We start from the raw sequence: 19,922 nt of genomic DNA on the forward strand, positions 1-19,922 counted from the left end.
ACTGACAATTTTGTATGATTTGACAAAATTGTATTTACTTCTTTGTGTTTACTAACAATCAACTTTAAAAGCTATGAAGATTAATTTATCATCATTTCTTAACATCTAAAATCATTTTTTAATTTGTAAAAAATGCCTCAAGTCATCTTTTAACTGTTTTTTTTGCTTATTTTCCAAAAAATGGAGATAGATACGCATCACTGCGACTCCCTGTTGCGAACAATAACGTGGAGATTTCAGAGATTGCTTCGGCATCCTTACGGATACCTCGCAATGACTGGATGGGGCATAAAGGAACAGGATTGCTTTGCAATGCTTCAGACTGCTCACAGTGAGAGAATGTAGACATCAAGGAAGAGAGATTGCCACGCCTCACCTTCTGTGCGGCTCGCAATGACAGAAAAAATAATCATTGAGGCTTGCAATGACAAAGAAAGGGGTCATTGCGAGCCTGCCAACAGGCAGGCGAAGCAATCTCATAAAAAGAAAGTATAGCCTCAGAAATAAAATCTCTCGCAATGTCCATATATCTAACATACAATGACAGCAAAAAATACTTAATTTTCAAATAGTTATACCAATTATTGGATTTCTATCGCTATTTTTGGTAAGTTCTTCAATACAGACAGAAAGTATTGGATGAAGCCTTTCTGCACATATAAAACCTGAAAGTTTAAGGCACTGTCTCAATAGTTCAATATGTTGCCAATTGTACTTCTTTTTTCTTTTAGAGTTTTTCTGAGTATTTTTCATTTTTGTATGATATTGTCCTGTCAAATACTTTTTTCAAATCTTTTCAGTCTCTTCTGAGCCGTAGATATTGAAATACCTGAGATTTCAGCATACTGTCTGATAATTTCAGATTTTTTGTTTTTTGATGCGTTTATGTAGTTTTTTATCAACCTTGTCATTAATTGCATATCAAACTCCTGTATTATGTTTTGTCCTCTTGAGTTTAGTCTTTTTAACTCAGAAGGTATTCTATAATTTTACGGACATTTTTTATTATCTAATGCGTAAAGTAGACTTAAGAAACCTTTTTATATTATTATGATTTATTCCTATGCTTTCAAGATAGGCTATGTTAACTCGCTTTAATTGAGGATTTGAATGAGACATAATTTAAAATAAAAAAAGGTTATGAAGCTGTCAATATGATGTTTTTTCTCAAAAAACTTTTGACATCTTTGATTCTCCCACCGGGTCTTTTTATTTTGATTTTTATCTTTATTGCTTTTGTTGAGAAAAAGAGAAAATCCATTCGCATTATAGCAATTTTTTCTGCTTTATTTTTGTATTTAATCTCAATTGAACCTGCAAAAGATTTAATTTTTTATCCCCTTGAGAAAAAATATGAAACTCCCAAAACTCTTGAGGCAGATGCTATTGTTGTCTTAGGCGGTGGCGTAAGGAATGAAAATTCATTTTCAGAGGATACAGCAAACAGAACAATTTCTGCGTATTTTGTTCATCAAAAAACAAAACTTCCAATCATTGTCTCAGGAGGAGCTGGTGAGGGAAAAATTGCAGATGCCCTGTTTATGTCTGATTTTTTAGTAAAAATTGGGATTGAAAGGGAAAATCTAATTGTTGAAAAGAAAAGTAGAGATACTTCAGAGAATGCTATTTATGTGTCTCATAAATGCAAGGAAAAAAATTTTAAGAAAGTCATCCTTGTAACCTCTGCTTATCACATGCAAAGGGCAAAAAAATTGTTCAATAAAGCTGGAGTTGAAGTTTTGCCGTATCCAACAGATTTTAAGATTCGTGGCAGTTATAATATCTATGACTTTTTACCCAAATTCAGCAGTTTTTATCTTGCAGTCAAAGGATTAAGAGAATACCTTGCTCTTTTGATTTTGAGCTTTAATTTTTCTTGAAAAATTTTTTATTTTCATAGTATTATGAATAGCATTTAATAAATTAAATGGGGAGGAGCCTAAAATGGCATTGAAGTCAAAAAAAACAAAAAAAACTGCCAAAGCAACTTCAAAAACCAAAAAAACTACTCTAAAGAAAAAATATGTCTACTACTTCGGAGATGGTAAGGCTGAAGGAACAGGTCAGATGAAGGATTTATTAGGTGGAAAAGGAGCTGGACTTGCCGAAATGACAAATCTTGGAATTCCTGTGCCACCGGGGTTTACAATCACAACTGAGGCTTGTCGTGAGTATTTTAACAAGGGAAAAAAGTTTCCAGAGGGCATGTGGGATGAGGTTCTTACTAATCTTAAAAAAGTTGAAAAATCAATGGGAGCAAAATTTGGAGATCCCAAAAAACCTTTACTTGTTTCAGTAAGGTCTGGAGCAAAGTTTTCAATGCCAGGCATGATGGACACAGTATTAAATCTTGGCTTAAATGACGAAACTTTAAAAGGTTTAATAGAAAAAACAAACAATGAGCGTTTTGCTTATGATACATACAGAAGATTTATAACAATGTTTGGAAGTATAGTTTCTGACATAGATAGAAAAAAATTTGAGGATTTGCTTGATGAAGTAAAAAAGAAAAAAGGTGTAGCATCTGATGCTGACCTTGATGTAGCAACCCTTAAGGATCTTGTTAAAAAATTTAAAGATATTTATAAAAAGGAAACTGGAAAAGAATTTCCCTCAGACCCTTATGAGCAATTAAAAATGGCAATTGAGGCAGTTTTTGCATCATGGTTTGGTGATAGAGCAGTAACTTACAGAAGACTTCACGGCATTCCTGATGATCTTGGCACAGCGTGCAATATTGTTGCAATGGTCTTTGGAAACATGGGAGAAAATTCAGGAACAGGCGTTGGTTTCACAAGAGACCCTTCAACAGGAGAGAAGAAGTTCTTTGCCGAATTCTTACCAAATGCTCAGGGTGAAGATGTTGTTGCAGGTATTAGAACTCCAATGAAAATTGATGAGCTCAAAAAGAGAATGCCAAAAGTATACTCTGATCTTGAAAATATAGTGAAAAAGCTTGAAAAGCATTATAGAGATATGCTTGACATAGAGTTTACAGTTCAAGAAGGAAAGCTTTATATGCTTCAGACAAGGGTAGGAAAAAGAACAGCCGCAGCTGCAATTAAAATTGCAGTAGATATGGTAAAGGAGAAGCTTATTGATAAGAAAACAGCACTTTTAAGAATAGAACCTGAACAGCTAAACCAACTCCTTCATCCGACAATTGATCCTAATGCAAAGGTTAAAGTCATTGCAAAAGGACTTCCTGCAAGCCCCGGAGCTGCGGTTGGTAAGGTTGTTTTTACTGCAAAGGACGCTGAAGAATGGGCAGCAAATGGTGAAAAGGTTATTCTCGTAAGAGATGAAACCTCACCAGAGGATATTGGTGGAATGGCTGCAGCAGAAGGAATTCTCACAGCCCGTGGAGGTATGACATCCCATGCTGCGGTTGTTGGAAGAGGAATGGGCAAATGCTGTGTTGTTGGTTGTGGAGCAGTAAATATCAATGAAGAGGAAAAATATTTTACAGTCAGAGATATAAAGGTCAGTGAAGGAGATTTTATAACCCTAAATGGAACAACAGGAGAAGTTATTCTTGGTCAGGCACCACTTGTGATGCCAAAACTTCCAAAAGAATTCTATACGATAATGCAATGGGCTGAAGAGATAAGTAAACTTCAGGTAAGAGCCAATGCTGACACTCCAAAAGATGCCCGCGTTGCAAGGGATTTTGGAGCAGTAGGAATTGGACTTTGCAGAACAGAGCATATGTTCTTTGAAGCTGAAAGAATTACACCTTTCAGAGAGATGATTTTAGCAAATACAGTTGAGGACAGAAAAAAAGCACTTGATAAAATCAAACCCTTCCAGAAAGAAGATTTCATAGGAATTTTCAAAGAAATGAAAGGCTTACCTGTTACAATAAGACTACTTGATCCACCTCTTCATGAATTCATACCAAAGACAAACGAAGAGATTGAAATTTTGGCTAAGGACACAGGCGTTTCTGTGCAAAAGATAAAGGCAAAAGTTAAAGCATTGGCAGAATTTAATCCAATGCTTGGTCATAGAGGATGTAGGCTTGGAATCACATATCCAGAAATTTATGAGATGCAAGTAAGAGCGATCATGGAGGCAGCCTGCGAACTTGCAAAGAAAAAAATAAAAGTAATTCCTGAAATAATGATTCCGCTGGTTGCACATGTTAACGAACTAAAAGTAATGAGAGAACTTGTTGTAAAAACAGCAGAGGATGTAATGAAATCATACGGCGTTAAAGTGAAATACACAGTTGGAACTATGATAGAGCTTGCACGTGCAGCAATTACAGCGGATCAGATTGCCACAGAGGCTGAGTTTTTCTCCTTTGGAACAAATGACCTAACACAGTCTGTATACGGACTTTCAAGGGATGATGCAGGTAAGTTCTTGCCATATTATATTGACAATAAAATTATACCAGAGGATCCTTTTATATCAATTGACACAGAGGGTGTTGGACAGATTATGGAGATTGCAGTGAAAAAAGGAAGAAAGGTCAACAAAAATCTCAAGCTTGGTATTTGTGGAGAGCATGGCGGTGATCCTGCATCCATTGAGTTTTGCCATAAAATCGGTTTGAACTATGTAAGTTGTTCACCTTACAGAGTTCCTATAGCAAAACTTGCAGCAGCTCATGCAAAATTAAAGGAAAAGGGAGCCAAAGTCTCAAAGGCTACATTGTAATATTGTAATTTAGACTTACTATAGCTCATAAAAAGCATGGCAGCTCGTCTTATCATGAGTTGCCATGCTTTTTTTTATCTTTAAAAGCTAAATATTTAACAATTAACTTCGGTCAATACGAGCTTTCCTTTTATTGAGCGATAGCGTAGCAGTCCAACACTCCATCACTGTGAGCCCCTTATGTTGCGAGCAATAGCGTGGCAATCTGGGGCAAAGCAGTCTTTAAGTAGTGTTTAGTGGATGGTGATTGGTAGATGGTGATTCGTGGATGGTGCATGGTGAACACCTCTCCGTCATTGCGAGGGCACGAAGTGCCCGAAGCAATCTCGCCTTTCTCTTTCAATAAGGAACGGGATTGCCACGCAGTGCTTTTCACTCGCAATGACAGGATGGGAATAAAGGAAGAGAGATTGCTTCGCCTGCCTGTCGGCAGGCTCGCAATGACGGAAAAAATAATCGGTAAGGCTCGCAATGACCCCTTCCTTTTTCATTGCGAGGACTTCCCCTCTCCGTCATTGCGAGGAGCGATAGCGACGAAGCAATCTCTTTTTTATTCCCTAAAAAATAGAGCACTTCGGTTTGATTCGTAAGCCTCGTGATGACTGAAAAATAAAACAGCAACACACTACACAGTCATTTCGAGGCATCCATAAGGATGCTGAAGCAATTCAAGAGAAAGGCGAAATTGCTTCAGGTGCTTACGCATCCTCGCAATAACGAGGAGGGAAGTACTCTCAATGACTGAAAAACATAGACAGTAGGCTCGAAATGACAAAAAATAATGCCTTGCAGTGACTCCTTTTAGTCATCATGAGGCATCACAATGTTGAGGTGAGCCTAACTCGCTTTGATAGAGTGTAAAGAATTTCATAGATTGTAATGAATTTTATAGAATCAATTAGTTTAAGTTGCATTTAAATTGTGAGATTTGTTTTAATAAAAATCTAAGGTTTTGCAATATTTCAAAGAGGAAAGGAGTATGAAATGAAGCTTTTTAAAATCGTTGTTTGCATTTTTTTGCTCAGTTTTATCTTCTCATGCAGCAAAGGTAAAGATGAAGTAGTAGTGAAGGCAGGTTCATCAAAACTCACAAAGCAAGAGTTACAGGAGGATTTAAAAAATCTTCCACCCCAAACCAAGCTATTTTTAGCATCACCTGAAGGAGTTAATCGCCTTAAAGATGAGCTAATTAAAAGAGAAGTGCTTTATGAAGAGGCAAAGAAAAAAGGTTTAGCAAAATCAGATGAGTTCAAAAGAAGAGTTGAGGAGTTCAAGAAAATAACACTTATTAATATGCTTCTTGAGCAGGAAATAAAAGGGCTTCAAGAAGTTACAGAAAAGGAAGCTCAGGAATATTATGAGAAAAACAAAGACCAATTTATTAAACCTACAGAAGTGAGGTTAAGCCAGATTGTTGTAAAGAATGAAGATGAAGCCAAAAAAGTATATGAAAGAGTTGATAAAGGTGAAGATTTTGCAAAAATAGCTAAGGAACTTTCAAAGGATGAGAAGACAAAAGCCAGTGGCGGTGATATGGGATTTTTCAAAAAAGGACAACTTAATCCACAGATTGAAAATTTAGTATTTAATCTCAGAAAAGGACAGGTCAGTATGCCCCTTACTCTAAAGGGTGATATATATATTTTCAAAGTTACCGATGTAAAAGGAACACCTGTTGAGTTTGAGCAGATTAAAAATCAACTTACAGAACAGTTAAAAGCTAAGAAACAACAAGAATGGTTCAACAGCTACATTGAAGAGCTCAAGAAGAAACACAAGGTTGAGGTAAATGAAAAGGTTTTACAGGATATACTCGCCCCAACCTCACAGTCTCCACAGGTTCGTTAATCAATAAATGATTGGGCGGTGGTAATAATTATAAAAAGCCACCGCCATCAAATAAGAATTAGTTCATGATGTGATGCTTTCAAAAAATTGAATTAATTTTTCGCCATTTATTTGTAATAAGTTATTCAATTCTTCTTTTGTCAAAGGACTGCATGCATCAGGGTCTTCTTTGTTTATTTTAACAAACACCCAAAAATAGCGATAGACACTCGTCACTGCGAGCCCCCCTGTTGCGAGCGATAGCGTGGCAATCTGGGGCGAAGCAGTCTCTAATAAGGCTTTATTGAAAAATAAAGTAGATATTGCTTCGCATCCTTCGGATGCTCGCAATGACAGCAAAAAATGCTTAATTTTCAAATGGTTATACCAATTATTGGATTTCTATCTCTATTTTTGGGAAACATTATTCTCTTGATTTGTCCATTGAGTATTGCAATGCATAGAACAACTGTTTCATTTATCAGTAACTCTATTTCTTCAAACTCTTCAAAACTATCGTATCGGGCAAACTTTGGCATTTAATACCGTATTGTTCAAATATTTTGAAATTACTTAGTTTTTTAAAGTTTACATCTTTGCCTATGAAATGTTTGAATCTTTCCATAAGCGACCTCTAAAAATAAAAAAGGGAGACCTGATGGTCTCCCTTTGAATTTAGTATTTTAAACCATTTACTAAGACTTTTTGTGGCAATCGTTGCATTTAGTTGGAGCAGCCTTGCCAGCTTCATTTTCCTTTTTGTGACAATCTATGCAGTTTTTGTGATAAGCATCCATTGCCTTTGGTGCTCCATCCTTTTCTTCTGCAATATCATGACAGGAGGTACATTTCTGAGCCTTTTCTGCAGGATTTGCATCTTTGTGATGACATACCTTGCAATCAATCTTATAATCCTCTGCATGCTTTTTGTGTGTAAAATCAACAGCCGGAAACTTTGCTCCTTCCCAATGAAGTTTGTAGACATCCTGTGGTTGAGCATAAACAAAGGAAATAGCAAACATGAAAAATGTAGCAACCAATACAAGTAACCCTTTTTTAATTTTCATCTCTTTTCACCTCCTTTCATATGTTTTAGTGTTCATCATGTTCTTCTTCATATCCTGTAAACATGGCTTTAATATGCGCCATTGGAGTGTGTCCTAATGTTGCAAGGTAAAAATGAACAAGTATGAACGCGCTGAAGAAAATCCAGAGTCCTGTATGAATCAATGTCGCAATCTGAATTCCACCCATTATAGAGCCTAACCAGCCAAAAGCCTTTGGATCCCAAAGAACTAAGCCTGTTAGAATCTGAAGTGGAATAAGAAGAACCATAATCATCAAATACGATACTTGCTGCATTGGATTGAATTTGTTATCAGGTGTTGGGTGATGCGGGTTTTTATCTCCAATCATTATACCAAAACCATAATATTTTGCCTGTTTTATGGCTTTTTTTGTGAATTCTATTGGTTTCCAGAAAGGAGGAATGTAAATTTTGAATAGTTTGCCTGTGGCAACATAGTATATGAGCCATATAAAATAGTTTGCAAGAAGTATGAATCCAAGCCAACTGTGAATCTGAACAGCGGTCTCAAAACTCATAAGTCCCATTGAATCAGCAAATCTTATTTGAGCTCCTGTGATAATTAGAATAATAAAACCAATTGCATTTATCCAATGCCATATCCTAACTGGTAATGGATGTAAATAAATCTTTTTCATTATTTTCCCTCCCTTCTCTTTCTTCTAATTGGCGCAGTTAAGATTCTAAGTGTTATATGTCCTATTGGAACTGCTATACCTGCTAACAAAGCCAAGAAGAATAAAGTATCAAGAATTTTGATTTTTGTGAGTCCAAGCACATAGAAGTCTTTTATGTTTGGTATTGCAAAGGCAGAATTGACAGTCTTTGTTTCAAGAGCAAATTTAACAGGTTTTGCTCCTTCTTGGTTAATCTCCAATTTTCCTGTAAATGGAGCAGAAGGATTGTGACAAACTGCACAGTCTTTAATTGCTTTGTCTTTTGCTTCAATCTTATGAGCATCATTTGCTATGGCTATGTCAATTCTTCCAGAGAGATTTGCTTTTGTTTTGTCAGATATCATTTTCATGAACTGCCAGAGTTCATTTTCTTGTATTTTTCCATCACTGTTAAAATCAACCTTTGCTTTAACTTCTTTAACATCTACACCTAAAACTTTTGCAACCTCTTCAGCTGTAAGTGGCTTACCTTTTGCTCTGTCAAATAGAGTAAGGATTATTGCCTTCTCCCCACTTGTGTGACATGATGAACATGTAGCTGATTTGAAGTGAGTTTCAACAAAGCTTGTTAGCCTAAATGGTGGATTCCATAGCCATTTATTGTGAGTTGTCTTTGCATCTTTATGGCATCTTATACATGAATCACCAAGTTTTGCAATGTTTGTTGATAAAACATCATGGGCATTATGACAGGATACGCAGTCTGGAGCATCCTTCTTTCCTTGATTCATTGCAGTAAAGTGAACACTGTTTTTAAATGCCTTTCCTGAATCACTGTGGCATTTTACGCAAAGTTCTAAGCTTGCTGATTTATCTTTGCTAATAGATGCAACTTTATGAGGTTCTCCATGACATTTTAAACAGTCTGGTGCTTGAGCATTGCCTTTCTTTACTGCTTCTGCATGAATACTTATATCAAATTTTTTCACTTCATTTTGATGGCAACTGTTACAAATCTGCTTTGATTGAGCCCTGTAATCAGCTACTGATTCAAATGTTCTAACTGGATGCTGGGTTGTTGAGAATTCTTTGTGACAATCTGTGCATTTTTGTTTTTTGTGGACTGAGTTGAGAATATCTGCTTCCTTTACTTGTACGGATAATGTTTCTCCATTTTTCATTTTCATTGTAAGTGCTCTGCTGTGGCAGTTTAAGCAGTACTGATTTTCAGGAAGATTCTTTGCTACTTTTGCAGATTTAACTCCGTGATATCCATGACATTCAATACATGAAGCAGTTTTTGTTAATGCATAATGGGTTGGATTTTTCTTGAGTTGCTCATCAGTGTGACATTTCTGACATATTTCTTTTGAAAGTCCGGCTTTGTACTCATTTCTTGATTTATAATTGTAAATTGGATGTTCTTTCTTTGAAAAACCACTGTGACATACTATGCACTGGAAATTTCCGTGAACTGATTTTTTAATTTCGTCTGAATTAACTTTTAATGAAACTGTTTCACCACTTGGAAGCCGCCTTGTCATTGATGTTTTATGACATGCCATACAATATTCTGTAAAGCTTGTCGAATCCTTCCATTTCTTGATGGATGTCATGTAATGGGCATCGTGGCATTCTGAACAAAGAACCTCACCCTTTGTTGCAACAACACCATGAACTCTTGGTTTCAAAAGAGATGTCTTTTGATGACATGTCAGGCAATTTTTGGAAAATTCTTCGGTGTAAACTCTTTTATTCGCTATTTTTCTGGGTTTTGGATGATTTTTAAGATTAATGTTTGGATGGCAGGAGGAGCAATCCATAGCTCCATGAGCAGATTTTTCAAACTTTGCTCCATCAACAAATAGAGAAATCTTATCACCCTTCTCCGTCAACTTTTGAAGTGTCTTGATTCCATGACATCGCAGACATGATTTGGCATCATCAGAAACAGCATCGTTTAAAGGCACAAAATAAGAAATCAAGAAACACAGGATTACAAATCCACCAATAAAAATCGCTCGCATATGCCACTCCTTTAAAATGGATTTTTATTTGAAGTTTGGAAAATTATAACACAAATGACAGAGATAATATCAATAAAAAATGCTAAGGAAGGTATAAAACTTTTTTAATAACTTAATTAATGACTTTTATAAAAAAGAGGGTCTTGGCAGATATTTTTAAGACAGTATTTAATATTTTTCTCAATTTGGGAGGCAATTTCTTCGTTAAAGCCTACAAAACCCTGATTCCCTATGAATGTAACAGGCACTCCTGAAGGATTTATTCCATATGCCCTTGACATGGTCATCAAAAGTTCTCGGGATGCAATGTTTGAAATTACATCGTAGTCTTTAATTTCAAGTGTAGGATATTTTTTCTTTATTTGAGATAAGAAAAGTTTTTCTTTTTCACAGTAAGGGCATCCTTCTCTCCAAAATAAGTATAAAGTTACTTGTTTCTTTGCCTCTGCAAAAGAAATACCTGAGAATACAATAAGACAAGTTAAAACTAAAAGTATATAAAGTATTTTCTTAGCCATCTTCATAGAAAAATATAGCACGAATGTGATAAATTATTCAATTGAAATTTTAAAAAAGAGGTGAATTAATGTCAAAGCTTGAAAAATGGAACGATAAAATTTGGAACTTTTTTGCCTCTGTTGACCTTGCAATTGCGTTATTTATTGTTATTTCAGTTGCAGCATCTATTGGCACAGTAATTCCCCAACAGCCAGAGCCTGAAGCTACAATACGATTTTTTGCAAAGTTTTTTACCATTGATACTGCCCATAAGTTGTACGAAATTGTAAGCCTTTTTGATTTAAATAATGTTTATCATAGCTGGTGGTTTACTTTTTTACTCTTCATGTTTGCACTTAATCTGATAGTATGTTCATTGGACAGATTGCCCCATTTGTTGAAATCCTTTAAAACACCACCTCAATCTATTCCAAATCAAGTATTAGAAAAAATGCCGATAAAAAAGGAGCTTAAGATAAAGGATGGTTCTGCAGTATTGGATAAAGTCATAGAAATTTTAAAAAAACAAGGATTCAGGACTCATTCCTTTCAAACAAATGAGGGCTTTCAATTACTTTGCAAAAAATGGAGCAAAACAAGACTTGCTGTTTATCTTACGCATCTAAGTATTTTGATTATTCTTACAGGAGCATTAATAGGAACTTTTTTTGGATTTAGAGGTTTTATGAACATCGTTGAAGGAACTTCAGCTGACTTTGTCATTTCTGACCAGAGAAAATCAATTCCTCTTGGATTTCAAGTTGCCTGCGATAAATTTGAGGTTGAGTATTATGAAAATTCAGCAGTGCCAAAGGCATACAGAAGCTACATCAGAATTATTGAAAATGGTCAGCCTGTTAAATTTAATGGAAAAGAAACAGTAATCATTGAAGTGAACCAACCTTTTTCATACAAAGGTATAACTTTTTATCAGGCAAGTTATGGATTTCAACCAACAGAAAATGCTGAATTTAGATTTACATTTATAGATAAAAATGGAAAAGAAACTCAATTAAAAGCCCGATTTGAAGAAAAATTCAAAATTCCGGGCACTTCAGTCATAGCATCTGTTGAAGATTTTTCTCCAGCTCTGGGAATAGATGAGCAAGGAAGACTTTTTAATATGACAACTGAGATGATAAATCCTGCTGTTTTGGTTGTATTTGAAGATGGAGAAAAAAAAACAGAGCAATGGATTTTAAAAAGAATTCCAGAGACTTGGGATACACCATATGGAAAATTAAAATTTAATGAACTTTGGGGAGCACATTTTACAGGACTTCAGGTAAGAAAAGACCCTGGAGTTCCTCTTATTTACGTAGGTTCAATACTTATGTGCATTGGACTTTTTATATGTTTATTTCTGCGTCCAATTACCTATTTTGTTACAATAGATAAAGATAAAGTTACTTTTTATTGTCCTTCTTCAAAGGGAAAATTTGTCTCTGAAAAACAGCTTGATGAAATAATAAACAAGATAAAAGGAGAGAAAGCATGAGCAGTTTTCAAATTATATCAATTGCTGGATTACTTTATATTCTTGCTATGCCACTTTATATTGTTTATGTTCTCACAAAAAACAAAAATTTAGGTTATGTTTCAACTGTAACACTTTCTGCTGGTGCATTGATTCACATCTTTGGTTTTATTCAAAGGTTTAAGGAGATGTATGAGATAAATCATTCATTTATGAGAAGCATTCCAATTACAAATCTTTATGAAAGTTTAGTGTTTTTTGCATTGTGCATTGTAATTGGCTATCTATTTATTGAATGGAAATATAAAAATAAAAGTTTTGGTGTCTTTGTCTCCGCCCTTGCAGGAATAACAATAGGACTTACTGATGTTTTAGGAATAACAAAGGAAGTTCAACCCCTTGTTCCAGCCTTAAAAAGTAACTGGCTACTTGCTCATGTAACACTAAGTTTTATAGCCTATGCAGCATTTGCAATAAGCTTTATTACAGGAGTTCTTCATATTATAGTAACAGCCGATAGCAAAAAATCTTTTAAGTATATTTTTTCAACAGCCATACTTGCTCTTATGTTTTTTGTTTTCTTATCCTTGATAATTGATATGGCAACAGCATCAAATCCAAAAACAGTAAAAATCTTTCACTCAACTTTGGCAAATCCGTCAATTGTAATTTCAATTATTAGCTGGCTCTTTCTTTTTGCATTGATATTTGTTTTCTGGAAATGGGGAAATGTACTGTCAAAGTTGTTACAAGCACTTAAAATTGATGAGAATTTACTTGAAGACATAACATATAAGGCAATTGCCTTTGGTTTTCCAATTTTTACAATAGGTGGGCTTGTTTTTGGTGCAATTTGGGCTGATCAGGCATGGGGAAGATACTGGGGATGGGATCCAAAGGAGACATGGTCATTGATTACATGGTTTGTATATGCCTTTTATCTTCACGCAAAGTTCTTAAGAGGCTGGACAGGAGCTAAGCTATCATTTATCGCAGTAGTGGGATTTATTGTAACAATATTTACATATCTTGGAGTAAATCTTTTCTTAAGTGGACTACACTCTTACGGAAGCATGTAAATGATTATACTCGGCATTGATACATCCTGTGATGATACATCATGTGCTGTGCTTGAGGACAGAAAAATTTTAAGCAATATTGTTTCTTCTCAGATTAAAATTCACAGTAAATACGGAGGAGTTGTTCCTGAAATTGCCTCCCGCAAACACATTGAATGGATTTGGGAAGTTGTGGAGAAAGCATTAAATGATGCTAAAAAAACTTTAGAAGACATAGATTTAATTGCAGTATGTCATGGACCAGGACTTATTGGCTCTCTTCTTGTTGGAGTATGCTTTGCAAAGGCATTAAGCTTTGCAACAAAGAAGCCAATTATTGGAATAAATCATCTTGAAGGTCATATTCAAGCTATTTTTCTTGAAGAAAGATATCCAGATTTTCCTTTTCTTAGCTTGATTGTATCAGGTGGTCATACATGTCTTTACAGAGTTGATGATTTTGGTGTTTATAAAGAGCTTGGAAGAACAAGGGATGATGCAGCAGGTGAAGCATATGATAAGGTTGCAAAGATGCTTGGACTTCCCTATCCTGGCGGTCCTTCAATTGACAGGCTTGCGCAAGAAGGTGATCCAAACAAATTCAATCTTCCAAGACCTTATCTTCATGGAACACTTGATTTTAGCTTCAGTGGTCTTAAAACTGCAGTAAAAGTCTTGCTTCGTGAATTAGGCTTTGATGAAGGAAATGTTTCTGATGAAATTAAAAAAGACATAGCAGTTGCTTTTCAGTCTTCAGTTGTTGATGTATTAATTGAAAAAATTAGATGGGCTGTGAAGCAGGAAAAAATAAATAAAGTTGTAATATCAGGTGGTGTTGCAGCAAACAGTGAACTAAGGCGTAAAGCTGAGGAGCTTAAAAATGAAGGAATTGATACATATCTTCCATCAAAATCTCTTTGTACAGACAATGCTGCAATGATTGCAATTGCTGGATATCACAGATATCGTAAAGGAGAAACTTCAGACCTTTTCCTTAATGCAAGGGCTTATATGCCTCTTTAATCATGCATTATTTTATTCTAATACTGCTCCCCATAAAGATTGGACATAGCAATGCAACTCAATAAATTTTAAAGGGTCCGGCACTTCAGTGTATTCAACCAAAATATCTACATCGCTTCTTTTATTTTGCTCTCCTCGGACAAAAGAGCCAAAAACACCAATCTCCTTTACTTTATACTTCTGCTTAATTTCCTCTTTATGTTCCCGAAGAACTCTTATTATATCATCAAGACTCTGCACAGATTTTTTGCTCATATAAAATTATATCACAATTGAGCTTTTTGATTTCCTTGACAGTTATTGTTTTCTTCTGTAATCTATTATTTTGTGTATAGATGGCCAGACTATATGAAATATTGTTTTTTAAGAAAGGTTTATTCCCGCAAACATATTTAATCGTCAGTTTAAAAAAAGCAGGATTGAAATAGGAGTTAAACGTGTTAGATATCAAAACACTTGAAAACTGGCTATGGGACGCAGCTTGTAAAATTCGAGGTGAAATTGATGCTCCGAAATATAAGGATTACATTCTTCCATTGATATTTTTAAAAAGACTCTCTGATGTGTTTGAAGATGAAATGGGAAAAATTGCAAAAGACTATGGCAGTAGAGAAATAGCTGAAGAACTCATAGAACAAGACCATTCTTTGGTGTGGTTTTATTTACCCAAAGAAGCGAGATGGGAAAATATTAGAATGCAAAGCACAAAAATCGGCGAACACCTCACCGATGCTACACGAAAGATTGCAAGACTAAACCCTAAACTTGAGGGAGTTATTGATATTGTTGATTATAACGCAACTGCAGCAGGTCAGAGGATTATAAGTGATGATAAACTAGAGCTCCTTATAGATACTCTGAGCAAATATCGTTTAGGACTTAATGATGTAGAGCCTGATATTTTAGGCAGAGCATACGAGTATCTTTTAAGAAAATTTGCAGAAGGTTCAGGTCAGAGCGCTGGAGAATTTTATACACCCCGAGAAGTAGCAATTTTAATGTCCTATATTGTGGATCCAAAAGAGGGGGAAGAGGTCTATGACCCTTGCCTTGGCTCTGGTGGACTCATTATTAAGTGTTATTTACGGTTTAAAGAAAAATATGGGAATGATCCAAAGATTAAGCCACTTAAATTTTATGGACAAGAGGTGTTACATGGCACCTATGCCATGGCAAAGATGAATGCCTTCATTCATCGTATGGAGGCAAATATCGCTTTGGGCGATACGATGAATAGACCTGCCTTTTTAAATCCTGATGGTTCACTAAGAAAATTTGATATCGTTGTTGCCAATCCCATGTGGAATCAAAATTTTCCACAAAGTACCTATGAAAATGATGCATATAATAGGTTTATTTACGGTTATCCTCCTTTAAGTTCTGCAGACTGGGGATGGATTCAGCATATGTTTGCCTCTCTAAATGAAAAGGGTAGAATGGCTGTGGTCTTAGATACTGGATCAGTCTCCAGAGGTTCAGGCAATGAAGGGTCCAACCGTGAAAGAGATATTAGAAAGGCATTTGTTGACAACGATTTTATTGAATCGGTTATCTTACTTCCTGAAAACTTGTTTTATAACACTACTTCCGCAGGGATTATTCTCGTCATCAATAAAAATAAAAAGCCTGAGCGTAAAGATAAAGTTCTTCTTATCAATGCCTCTAAACTCTTTGAAAAAGGAAGGCCGAAAAATTTCATTCCCGATGAGGCTATTAAGAAAATTGCTTCTTTTTTTTCTAATTTTAAAGAAGAGGAGGGAATAAGTAAGATTGCCACCAAAGAAGAAATTAATAAAAACGACTATAATTTAAGCCCATCAAGATACGTATCTACCAATGGAGAAGATAACACTTTACCCCTTGATGAGGCTATTGTCTTACTAAAAGAAGCAAAAGAAGAAGAGGTGCGGACAGAGGAAAAACTAAATGAAGTTTTAAGGCAAATAGGGATTACTTTATGAAAGAAAACCAAAACATAGAATTTAAAGAATCTTGTCGTGATGAATACTTAAAGGTTTTATCAGCCTTTGCTAATTCTGAGGGAGGAACTTTGTACATAGGTGTAGATGACTATGGTAAGCCTGTAGGTATTCCTGAAAGCCAAAAGAAAAAACTCCTTGAAAGCCTGCCTAATAAAATCAGAAATAGATTGAATATAACACCGGTAGTAAGAGAAGAGAAATACGAGGGATTTGACATTATAAAAATAGAGATAGATTCGGCTGGTTATCCAGTTCCCTTTGAAGGGAAATTTTATATTAGAGTTGGAAGTACCGTTCAGGAATTATCAGGGCTTGAACTTTCTGCTTTTCTGCTGGAAAAATCAGGAAAAACATGGGATAGTTTGCCAATTGAGGCTGACATAGATGAATTAGATATTCATACAATTGAACTATTCAAAAAGCTTGCACAAAAACGCTTGCCCCATATAGAGCAAGAAAAAGATGTTAGACTTATGCTTTCAAAATTGAAGCTAATAGATGACAATAACAAATTAACAAGAGCATCTATTTTACTTTTTGGCAAAGACCCAAGAAAGCATTTTTTCACAGCTTACACAAGAGTGGGGAGATTTAAAACTGAAATAGATATTTTGGACACTGTAGATATAGAAGGAAATCTTTTTCAACAATTTGAGCAAACAATTGAAGCCATCAAAAAACATTTAAATGTTAGGTTTGACACTTCGGTGAAAAAAGATAGCATTGAAGGGTTTTCACGTCGTGATATCTGAGATTATCCACTTGATGCTATTAGGGAAATTGTTGCTAATGCATTCATACACAAAGATTATATGGACACTTCGCCTATTCAGATAAAAGTATATGATGATAAAATAACTTTCTGGAACAGCGGAAAGCTTCTTTTCCCTCTCACTGTAGAGAGTTTGAAAACCGACCATCCTGTAAGACAGCGCAATCCCCTGCTTGCTTCTGTGTTTTATTATGCAGGTATTGTGGAGCAGTGGGGCTCTGGTACGCTAAAAGTGATTAGACCTTTTAAAGAACAGGGACTTCCTGAGCCAGAATTTGTAGAAAGGAAAGAAGGTATTGGAGATTTCACGGTTTATATTTATAAAGATAGGTTTAATGAAAATGAACTCAGAAAAATGGGACTGAACGAAAGACAAATTAAGGCTGTGCTTTATGTGAAAGAAAGGGGAAAGATTACAAATAAGAAGTATCAGGAATTAACCGGGATATCAAGACAAACAGTCACGAGAGACCTTCAGGAACTTGTTGAAAAAAGTATTGTTATAATGCATGGTGAGGCTAAAAGAGAAATTTATTACGAATTGAGGCAAAAATGAGGCAATAATGAGGCAATTAAGTCAAAGACGAGGCAATAATTTATATTGGCATAAGGTTGACAAATGTGGCGAATATCTGGGGAACAACCTGGTAAAAGATAAAGAAAAGGCTAACAAACGGTTAATAATGGGCTAATAAAATGTAAATACAAGGCAATATTATATAAGAGGGATTGTGCCTATGAATGAGGGAAAATTCAAAAAAGCAGAAAAATATGAAATTTGACCCCAACATACACCACCGCCGTTCCATACGATTGCAGAATTATGATTATTCTCAATCAGGTGCATATTTTATTACCATTTGTACACAAAATCGGCAATGTTTGTTTGGGAATGTGGTGTATGGAAAAATGATATTGAATGAATTTGGTAATATTGTAAAAAATTTTTGGTTGGAAATACCACAACATTTTCGGCATGTTGTATTGGATGAATTTGTGGTAATGCCCAACCATGTGCATGGGATTATTATGTTGAATGAAAATGGCACGAAAAACAAACAAAATGTAAGGGCGAAAAATTTTTCGCCCCTACATAATAACCGTTATCGTTCACCATCGCGTACGTTGGGTTCCATTGTTCGTGGATTTAAAATCGGCGTTACCAAATGGTTTCGTCAAAATACGGATATTTATACCGTTTAGCAACGCAATTATTACGAACATATCATTCGCAATGAAACCGATTTGCACCAAATACGTCAATATATCACTGACAATCCCAAAAACTGGGAAAAGGATGAAAATTATATAAAATATTGAAGGTGCTATGGAAAAACAAGAAACCAAATTCAAACAAATGGAAATAGGTTCAGCTACGCACACTGTGCAGGAAGGAATGATCTATATATAATAGAAGAAAAAATATTATGAGAGGTCAGTATGAATATCGAAATTAATCGTGTCAAAATTGAAATTAAAGAAAGAAAAAAGAAAATGTTTTTCCATTTTAATGATGATTTGAATCACTCTTGTCCAAAATAAATTTTTTAAAAAGCTCCGATCTGGGTAAAATAGATAAACATTTAGCTTAAAAATTAAAGACCCAGATCGGAGGTGTATATGAATAAGTATAGCAGTATTTTCAGTCAAATTCTATCCCTTTTTCCAAGATTAGAATTTGAGAAGTCAGTCAAAGCAGACAGAAGCTGAGCATAGAGCAAAAGGGTTTCCGAGTTGGGGGCAATTTGTAGCTATGTTATTTTGTCAACTTGGGCAGGCGCATTCTCTAAGAGAGATATGTAATGGACTTGCCAGTTGCGTTGGCAAGTTAAGGCATCTTGGTATAAAAGAAGCTCCAAAGAGCTCTACCCTTGCCTATGCAAATGAACACAGACCGTGGGAACTTTTTCAAGCAGTATTTTATATGCTTCTTCAGAGATGTCAGTCTAAATTTACTGGCAAGAGGAAATTCAGATTTAAGAACAAGCTAATGAGCTTTGATGCATCTGTAATAGAGTTGTGTGCAACAGTATTTGACTGGGCAAAATTCAGAAAGACTAAAGGTGCGGTAAAGTTGCATTTACTACTTGACCACTCAGGATATTTACCTGAATATGCGCATATAACAGAAGGTAAAGTGCACGAAGTAAACATATTAAGGAGACTTCAATTTTGTTCTGGTGCCATAGTAGTAATAGACAGAGGGTGTGTTGACTATGCTTTATTTGGTAGATGGACAGAGGAGGGGGTATATTTTGTAACAAGGTTAAAGGACAACGCCTCTTATAAAGTGATAAAGAGCCTACCAGTGCCAAAGAACAGAAACATAATTCGGGACGAGATAATCAAGCTTAAGGGTTTTTATGCAGAGCAAGACTGTCCATATGAGCTACGGAGGATAGAGGTCATGGATAAGGAAACAAAAGATACGGTTGTGCTACTCACGAACCAACTGAACTTTGGTGCAACGACCATATCAGAGATATACAAAGACAGATGGCAGGGCAGATTTTTTAAGACATTGAAACAAAATCTAAGAGTAAAAACCTTTGTAGGGACATCAGCGAATGCACTTAAGATACAGATATGGACGGCATTAATAGCGATACTGATACTGAAGTATCTGAAGGAGTTATCAACATTTGGATGGTCATTAAGTAATCTAGTTGCATTGTTGAGACTAAACCTATTTACATATAGGAATTTACGGGAATGGATAAATAAACCGACAGAGACACCGCAAATTGAGCCTCAAATAGAACAGTTAAAATTTAGACTTGTTTAATTGGACAGCAAATAAAAAGAAAGGGGGGTAACCTGATTTTGAAAAAGCAAATTTTCTTGTCCAAAAGTCTTATTTTATGCGGATGTTTTTTATGAGTTTAGATT

20 protein-coding genes are annotated in these 19,922 nt (G+C 35.4%); 12 read left to right on the forward strand and 8 right to left on the reverse strand.

Annotated elements, in window-relative coordinates; translation table 11 throughout:
• Positions 1–564 precede the first annotated feature (564 nt).
• Both ACYQ3P_RS11455 and ACYQ3P_RS11460 read right to left on the reverse strand, forming a co-directional pair.
• Positions 565–753 (reverse strand): hypothetical protein, encoded by a 189-nt coding sequence (locus tag ACYQ3P_RS11455; RefSeq protein ID WP_460177995.1) that lies wholly within the window; start codon positions 751–753, stop codon positions 565–567.
• A gap of 20 nt (positions 754–773) precedes the next feature.
• The gene (locus tag ACYQ3P_RS11460; protein ID WP_460177996.1) at positions 774–911 is read right to left on the reverse strand and encodes a hypothetical protein; all 138 of its coding nucleotides are present in this window, start codon (positions 909–911) and stop codon (positions 774–776) included.
• Positions 912–1,154: 243 nt separating this feature from the next.
• On the opposite strand from ACYQ3P_RS11460, the gene ACYQ3P_RS11465 reads away from it, so the two are divergent.
• The 4 genes from ACYQ3P_RS11465 to ACYQ3P_RS11480 all read left to right on the forward strand — a co-directional run bounded on the left by ACYQ3P_RS11465 (position 1,155) and on the right by ACYQ3P_RS11480 (position 6,928).
• A complete protein-coding gene (locus ACYQ3P_RS11465) occupies positions 1,155–1,880 on the forward strand; it encodes a YdcF family protein (RefSeq protein ID WP_460177997.1) in 726 nt (241 codons plus the stop codon).
• Positions 1,881–1,944: 64 nt separating this feature from the next.
• Positions 1,945–4,665: a pyruvate, phosphate dikinase gene (gene ppdK / locus ACYQ3P_RS11470; RefSeq protein WP_460177998.1), complete on the forward strand. Its 2,721-nt coding sequence runs from the start codon at positions 1,945–1,947 to the stop codon at positions 4,663–4,665.
• Between the two features lie 984 nt (positions 4,666–5,649).
• Positions 5,650–6,513: a peptidylprolyl isomerase gene (locus ACYQ3P_RS11475; protein ID WP_460177999.1), complete on the forward strand. Its 864-nt coding sequence runs from the start codon at positions 5,650–5,652 to the stop codon at positions 6,511–6,513.
• Between the two features lie 244 nt (positions 6,514–6,757).
• Positions 6,758–6,928: a hypothetical protein gene (locus ACYQ3P_RS11480; RefSeq protein WP_460178000.1), complete on the forward strand. Its 171-nt coding sequence runs from the start codon at positions 6,758–6,760 to the stop codon at positions 6,926–6,928.
• Positions 6,929–6,982: 54 nt separating this feature from the next.
• Here the strand turns inward: ACYQ3P_RS11480 and ACYQ3P_RS11485 are convergent, their stop codons facing one another.
• From ACYQ3P_RS11485 to ACYQ3P_RS11505, 5 genes are all read right to left on the reverse strand, one after another.
• Entirely contained in the window at positions 6,983–7,117 is a 135-nt protein-coding gene (locus tag ACYQ3P_RS11485; protein WP_460178001.1) for a hypothetical protein, read from the reverse strand.
• A gap of 70 nt (positions 7,118–7,187) precedes the next feature.
• Positions 7,188–7,559, reverse strand: a complete 372-nt coding sequence (locus ACYQ3P_RS11490) for a cytochrome c3 family protein (protein ID WP_460178002.1) — start codon at positions 7,557–7,559, stop codon at positions 7,188–7,190.
• 25 nt (positions 7,560–7,584) lie between these two features.
• Entirely contained in the window at positions 7,585–8,217 is a 633-nt protein-coding gene (locus ACYQ3P_RS11495; RefSeq protein WP_460178003.1) for a cytochrome b/b6 domain-containing protein, read from the reverse strand.
• On the reverse strand, positions 8,217–10,223 hold the full coding sequence (locus tag ACYQ3P_RS11500) for a cytochrome c family protein (RefSeq protein ID WP_460178004.1): 2,007 nt from the start codon (positions 10,221–10,223) through the stop codon (positions 8,217–8,219). Before ACYQ3P_RS11500 ends, ACYQ3P_RS11495 begins: the two co-directional genes overlap by 1 nt.
• A gap of 116 nt (positions 10,224–10,339) precedes the next feature.
• A complete protein-coding gene (locus ACYQ3P_RS11505; RefSeq protein ID WP_460178005.1) occupies positions 10,340–10,741 on the reverse strand; it encodes a glutaredoxin family protein in 402 nt (133 codons plus the stop codon).
• Positions 10,742–10,809: 68 nt separating this feature from the next.
• Between ACYQ3P_RS11505 and resB the strand changes: the two genes are divergently transcribed.
• The 3 genes from resB to tsaD are packed head-to-tail and all read left to right on the forward strand — an operon-like array spanning position 10,810 to position 14,279.
• The gene (gene resB, locus ACYQ3P_RS11510) at positions 10,810–12,219 is read left to right on the forward strand and encodes a cytochrome c biogenesis protein ResB (RefSeq protein WP_460178006.1); all 1,410 of its coding nucleotides are present in this window, start codon (positions 10,810–10,812) and stop codon (positions 12,217–12,219) included.
• Positions 12,216–13,277 carry a c-type cytochrome biogenesis protein CcsB gene (ccsB, locus tag ACYQ3P_RS11515; RefSeq protein ID WP_460178007.1) on the forward strand — a complete coding sequence of 354 codons (1,062 nt, stop codon included), beginning with the start codon at positions 12,216–12,218 and terminating at the stop codon, positions 13,275–13,277. The genes resB and ccsB overlap by 4 nt, the downstream gene beginning before the upstream one ends.
• On the forward strand, positions 13,278–14,279 hold the full coding sequence (gene tsaD, locus ACYQ3P_RS11520; protein ID WP_460178008.1) for a tRNA (adenosine(37)-N6)-threonylcarbamoyltransferase complex transferase subunit TsaD: 1,002 nt from the start codon (positions 13,278–13,280) through the stop codon (positions 14,277–14,279).
• Positions 14,280–14,291: 12 nt separating this feature from the next.
• Here tsaD and ACYQ3P_RS11525 read toward each other — a convergent pair whose 3' ends face one another.
• Positions 14,292–14,534, reverse strand: a complete 243-nt coding sequence (locus ACYQ3P_RS11525; RefSeq protein WP_460178009.1) for a nucleotidyltransferase family protein — start codon at positions 14,532–14,534, stop codon at positions 14,292–14,294.
• Between the two features lie 182 nt (positions 14,535–14,716).
• Between ACYQ3P_RS11525 and ACYQ3P_RS11530 the strand changes: the two genes are divergently transcribed.
• The 5 genes from ACYQ3P_RS11530 (at position 14,717) to ACYQ3P_RS11550 (ending at position 19,818) form a co-directional block, all read left to right on the forward strand.
• Positions 14,717–16,240, forward strand: a complete 1,524-nt coding sequence (locus ACYQ3P_RS11530; protein WP_460178010.1) for a type I restriction-modification system subunit M — start codon at positions 14,717–14,719, stop codon at positions 16,238–16,240.
• Positions 16,237–17,013 carry an AlbA family DNA-binding domain-containing protein gene (locus ACYQ3P_RS11535; protein ID WP_460178011.1) on the forward strand — a complete coding sequence of 259 codons (777 nt, stop codon included), beginning with the start codon at positions 16,237–16,239 and terminating at the stop codon, positions 17,011–17,013. Before ACYQ3P_RS11530 ends, ACYQ3P_RS11535 begins: the two co-directional genes overlap by 4 nt.
• A gap of 60 nt (positions 17,014–17,073) precedes the next feature.
• The gene (locus tag ACYQ3P_RS11540) at positions 17,074–17,589 is read left to right on the forward strand and encodes an ATP-binding protein (protein ID WP_460178012.1); all 516 of its coding nucleotides are present in this window, start codon (positions 17,074–17,076) and stop codon (positions 17,587–17,589) included.
• A 185-nt stretch (positions 17,590–17,774) separates the two neighbouring features.
• Positions 17,775–18,236, forward strand: coding sequence for a transposase (locus ACYQ3P_RS11545; RefSeq protein WP_460178013.1), 462 nt, complete (start codon positions 17,775–17,777; stop codon positions 18,234–18,236).
• Positions 18,237–18,711: 475 nt separating this feature from the next.
• Positions 18,712–19,818: an IS4 family transposase gene (locus ACYQ3P_RS11550; RefSeq protein WP_460178014.1), complete on the forward strand. Its 1,107-nt coding sequence runs from the start codon at positions 18,712–18,714 to the stop codon at positions 19,816–19,818.
• The last annotated feature ends 104 nt before the right edge of the window (positions 19,819–19,922 follow it).

It is taken from the genome of Thermodesulfovibrio hydrogeniphilus (assembly GCF_054657355.1).